Source organism: Acidocella sp., from assembly GCF_036489515.1.
Lineage (GTDB): Bacteria > Pseudomonadota > Alphaproteobacteria > Acetobacterales > Acetobacteraceae > Acidocella.
The window spans coordinates 1-4,106 of the sequence record NZ_DASXFO010000037.1 but is presented as its reverse complement, the minus strand read 5'-3'; the positions used below and the strand labels follow the sequence as shown (position 1 = coordinate 4,106).

At 65.6% G+C, this 4,106-nt stretch carries 3 protein-coding genes and 1 pseudogene; 1 reads left to right on the top strand and 3 read right to left on the bottom strand.

What is annotated here, in order from left to right; genetic code table 11:
- Positions 1–274: 274 nt before the first annotated feature.
- Positions 275–1,402: a hypothetical protein gene (locus tag VGG47_RS05540; protein ID WP_331536262.1), complete on the bottom strand. Its 1,128-nt coding sequence runs from the start codon at positions 1,400–1,402 to the stop codon at positions 275–277.
- A 181-nt stretch (positions 1,403–1,583) separates the two neighbouring features.
- Between VGG47_RS05540 and VGG47_RS05535 the strand changes: the two genes are divergently transcribed.
- Positions 1,584–2,765 carry a site-specific integrase gene (locus VGG47_RS05535; RefSeq protein ID WP_331536260.1) on the top strand — a complete coding sequence of 394 codons (1,182 nt, stop codon included), beginning with the start codon at positions 1,584–1,586 and terminating at the stop codon, positions 2,763–2,765.
- Positions 2,766–2,876: 111 nt separating this feature from the next.
- Here VGG47_RS05535 and VGG47_RS15610 read toward each other — a convergent pair whose 3' ends face one another.
- Together VGG47_RS15610 and VGG47_RS05530 are read right to left on the bottom strand one after the other, a co-directional pair.
- Positions 2,877–3,314 carry a septal ring lytic transglycosylase RlpA family protein gene (locus VGG47_RS15610; protein WP_408841565.1) on the bottom strand — a complete coding sequence of 146 codons (438 nt, stop codon included), beginning with the start codon at positions 3,312–3,314 and terminating at the stop codon, positions 2,877–2,879.
- A 168-nt stretch (positions 3,315–3,482) separates the two neighbouring features.
- Positions 3,483–3,650 (bottom strand): annotated as a pseudogene (locus VGG47_RS05530) (IS6 family transposase); the annotation flags it as partial.
- Positions 3,651–4,106 lie beyond the last annotated feature (456 nt).

The window sequence follows — 4,106 nt, the reverse complement described above, 5'->3', positions numbered from 1 at the left end:
CTAGGCTATAAAAGGGATGTTTGTTTATATCGCAAAATATCTCCTTAGGAGGAGGGGCCGGCAGCTGCTCCGGCCATGGGTGTACTGCTGTGAGCCGCCATGGCGATTGACCTCTGAAAGGCGCAAAAACCCAATCGATCACCAAGTAAGTCACTAAAATCGTGGAAAACTCTGCGACCAGGCGGGACCACCGTTGAGAGGCGAAAGGGGCCCCCTCAAAGCCGATTTGCAAGGATCGTCTAAGTGAAGCGCATCTACTAGCCTGCAACCAAACCTAATCGCCCGCGCCAACGCGTTCCAGGGCCGAGCGGGTCCGGCGGATGGTCGCCTCCATGGCCGCGAGGGCCGCGTCCAAGTCGCCATAGTCGAACCCGGCGCGGGCGAGGGGAAGGGCAGGGGGGCGGGGCGGGGGCTCCATCTCCGTTTCGCTCGCCTCGTTGCGCAGGAGCGGCGGGCGTCCCCGCCCCCGGAACGGCGCGGGCCGCCGGGGCCCGGCGACGGCCTCCCGCAAGGGGGCGAGGCTCGCGAGCGCGAAGAGCCGCCGCTTGGCGCGGTGTGTGACGTCGAGCGCGATCCCGTCGCGGCAGAATTCATCGAGCAGGCGCGTGGCATTTTTCACGGCGATGCCCAACGCCGCCGCCAACGAGGTGGCGGAGAGCAGCGGCGCCGCCGCCAGGAGGTCGACCGCCGCGGCTGCGTGCGAATTCTTGCGCCGACCGATGATAAGGGTACGGGCGGTCCGCCAGGCGCGCTCCAGCCCGCGCAGCAGGTCCAGTGTCGCGGCTGCTTCGGCGTCCAGGCTGGTCAGGAACGCCGGCAGCCAAGCGTCGCGGTCCCAGGGCGTCTCCGGCGTCAAGGCGGCCGCGCCGGTCAAGGGGAGCGGCAGGCTGAACACGCCGCGCGTTTGCCAATGGCGCACCAGGGCCGTGCGGAGCGGCGCCCGGGCGCCGCCGGCATCGAGCCAGCGATGGACCGCGACCCCCGCCGTCAGCAGCGTGCCGCCGTGATCGGCTTGCGCGTGCAGATGGGCAGCGGCGCGCTGCACCGCACCTTCTTGGTCGAAATCCGGGTCGACCAGCCAGCGATGCAGCCCCAGCGCGTGCCGCGCCGCGGCAAAAATCTGCCCGCGGTCGATGATGCGCAGCTCGGAGTCCATGCGCAGGCGCAACCCTTCGAGCAGGGCGGCGAGGTGCCAGGGGTCGATCCGGTGGCCGTCGGCGGCGGCCATGCGGCGCACCGCGTCGAGCCGGGCGCGGAACAGCAGGGCGGGCCGGAGCGGGTGGTTCTGGGCCGCCTGGTCGAGCCGGCCGCACGTCGCCGCGGCCTGCGCCAGCGCAGCGGCGAGCGGAACAGGACGTGGGGAGGACTCCGCGGCGCGGGCCGTCAAAAGTAAATCGAGCATGGCCTCCCCGGTGCGTGCTGTGGCGTAGAGACGCTGAATCAATGAGTTATACGCAAAGTTACCTTATTTACCGAGAAAAGTAAAATAAGCATCTTTTTGAGAAAAGGCGGTTTTTGGCCGCGGTTGATTCCGTCCGATAAGCCCCCTTTTCGGACGGAATCAACGCTGCTAGGCTGGCGCCATGAATGCCGAAAACGCCCCCGACGCGCCGCAACCCGCCGCCGCCGCCCCAGAGGCGGCAGCTGGCGGGGCGCCCTCTTCTTATGATCATGCAGAGCGGGATCCGGCACCGCCAACGGCAACGGCCACGGCCACGGCCGAGCCGGGGCAGGGGGCTTCGGCCCCGGGCCCACCCAGTCCCGAACTCGCCAACCTGGCCGCCCAATCCGCCGTCTATGCGACCCGCGCCTTCGGCCCCGGCACCCAGCGCGCCTACCGTGCGGCCTGGGGAAAATACACCGCCTGGTGCGCCGGGCACGGGCTCGATCCCTTCGCCGGCGCCGGGCCGCGCGCCGAGGCCGGGCCTCTGCCGCTCTACGTGACGCATTTGGCCGAGACCGGCCGCGCCGTCGCCACCATCCGCGTCGCGCTGGCCGCGATCGCCACCGCCTACCGCCTCGCCGGCCACCCCCTCGATCTGCGCGATCCGCTTCTGGCGCCGGTGGTGGAAGGCGTCACCCGCACAGTGGGGAGCCGGCCGCGGCGCCAGGCCGCCCCGGCCGTGCCCACGGTGCTGCGCGCGATGCTGGCGTCCTGCGGCCGCGACGAGATTCTCAAGGCGGCGCTGGCGGCGCGCGACCGCGCCATGCTGCTGCTCGGCTTCGGCGCGGCGTTGCGCCGCTCCGAGCTGGTGGCGCTGACCCTCGCCGATGTGGAGATCGTGCCGGGCCGCGGCGTGCGGGTGCGGATCCGCCGCTCGAAAACCGACCAGCAGGGACGGGGCCAAGAGGTGGCGATCTGGGCCAACCCGGCCGACCCCGGCTTTTGTCCGCTGGGGGCGCTCGAAACTTGGCTGAAGTTCCGGCACCGGGGCGCGGATCTGGCCGGGGTGGGTGAGTCAGGCGGCCGCCCGCTGTTCGTCGCCGTGACCAAGGGGGGCAAACTCACCGGGCAGGGGCTGTCGGACAAGGCGGTGGTGCGGCTGGTCAAGGCGGCGGCGGCGGCGGCCGGCCTCGATCCGGCGCGCTATGCCGGGCACTCGCTGCGCGCGGGCCTGGCGACCGGCGCCGGGGACGCCGGACTCGGCCTCGCCGAGGTGATGCGCCAGACCCGCCATAAATCGCCGCAGGTCGCCTTGGCCTATCTCCGCCCGGCCGATCTGTGGCGCAATAACCCGACCGAGACGCTGTTTGGGGGACGGTGATGCCTTATCGGTCGCCGCGGCCCTCCTTAAAGGGATGGGACCGAGTTCGCGAAAGCGCATTGTTGAAAAATTAAAATTTCCATATCTAGCCTTGGCCGGCCAAATCAAAAATCACTGTGCCGCGACCGGTGTAACGGTTACCTTAGCCACACCGCTTTTCTTCAACCCAAGCTTCTTCGCGGCAGAGGCGGAGACGTCTATTAGCCGATGGTTGGATGGCATCCGATCATTCACCTTCACAACGACGGATTGGCTTCCGTCGAGGCGTTTAACCCGAACCTTTGTGCCCATCGGAAGAGTAGGCGAGGCGGCGGTCAGAGCGTTATTATTAAGCATTTGACCCGACGCGGTGCGTTGCAGCTGCCCACTGCTTTGATACCACGAGGCGGTCCCCGTGACCGATGGAGCGGGCGCGGGCGAACTTGCAACGGCCGGTCTGTCAACGACGGGAACGGGTGCGACAACGGGGTGCTGCGGCCGCGTAGCCACGCAGCCCAAGAGCGCGCTGGCAAATCCGACACAAAGGAACGCTCCGATGTAACGCTTCATGCGGAATTGGCCTTTGGCAAAAGCCATTACCATGCCCGGAGATATGATTATCGACCTCGCAATTGCAAGTACGAAGCCCAAGCAGCTTCATCCAACCCAGGGCGAAGATGTTCGGTTCTGTCGCAAATTTTGCAACTGGCTGAATCCGGTCGAGAAGACGGAACTGGCTTATCCTGCCAACGAATAGAACTGCTGCGCCGGACGCAACTTTTCTGTCGATCGTAATTGACCTTTGCGGATCATGTGCATGATCTCAATACCTGCAATGGTGATCGCCGCCGACCCGAAGGCCTTGAACCCCAACATTGCTCTGACCATTCGCTTGATCGCCCGGTGAGGCATTGTCACGTTAATCTGTGTCTGGCAGGGTGACACTGGATTTCGAACGTATTGCGCGATCAGATTGCCGTTCGCGCGCACGTCTCCTGCTGCCACACCATGAACGCCGTTGCCCGGCCCTCCCGATAGACCTTGGCAGTCATGAGATGCCGCCGTGGCCGAAAATGGCCGTAGATGAAGGATTGGGCGAATAGGAACGCTTGAGCCTGGCGTGGTGGCCCGAAGTAACGAACGGCCCATTTTTCCTACATAAGGGGGCAAACCGGGAACGGTGAATCGGCCATGTCGAGGCATTTCAAGGGTTTTTTGGGGTTTTATATGATCGGCGCCGGTTCGTTGCGACAACGGAAAACATCTGTTTTCCGTCAACGTCCTGGATCGCTCAAAAATTAGGGCTTTTGGGGGCTAAAATATATACGGAAAACTATGTCGGAATGCGGTAGTGTACGGAAA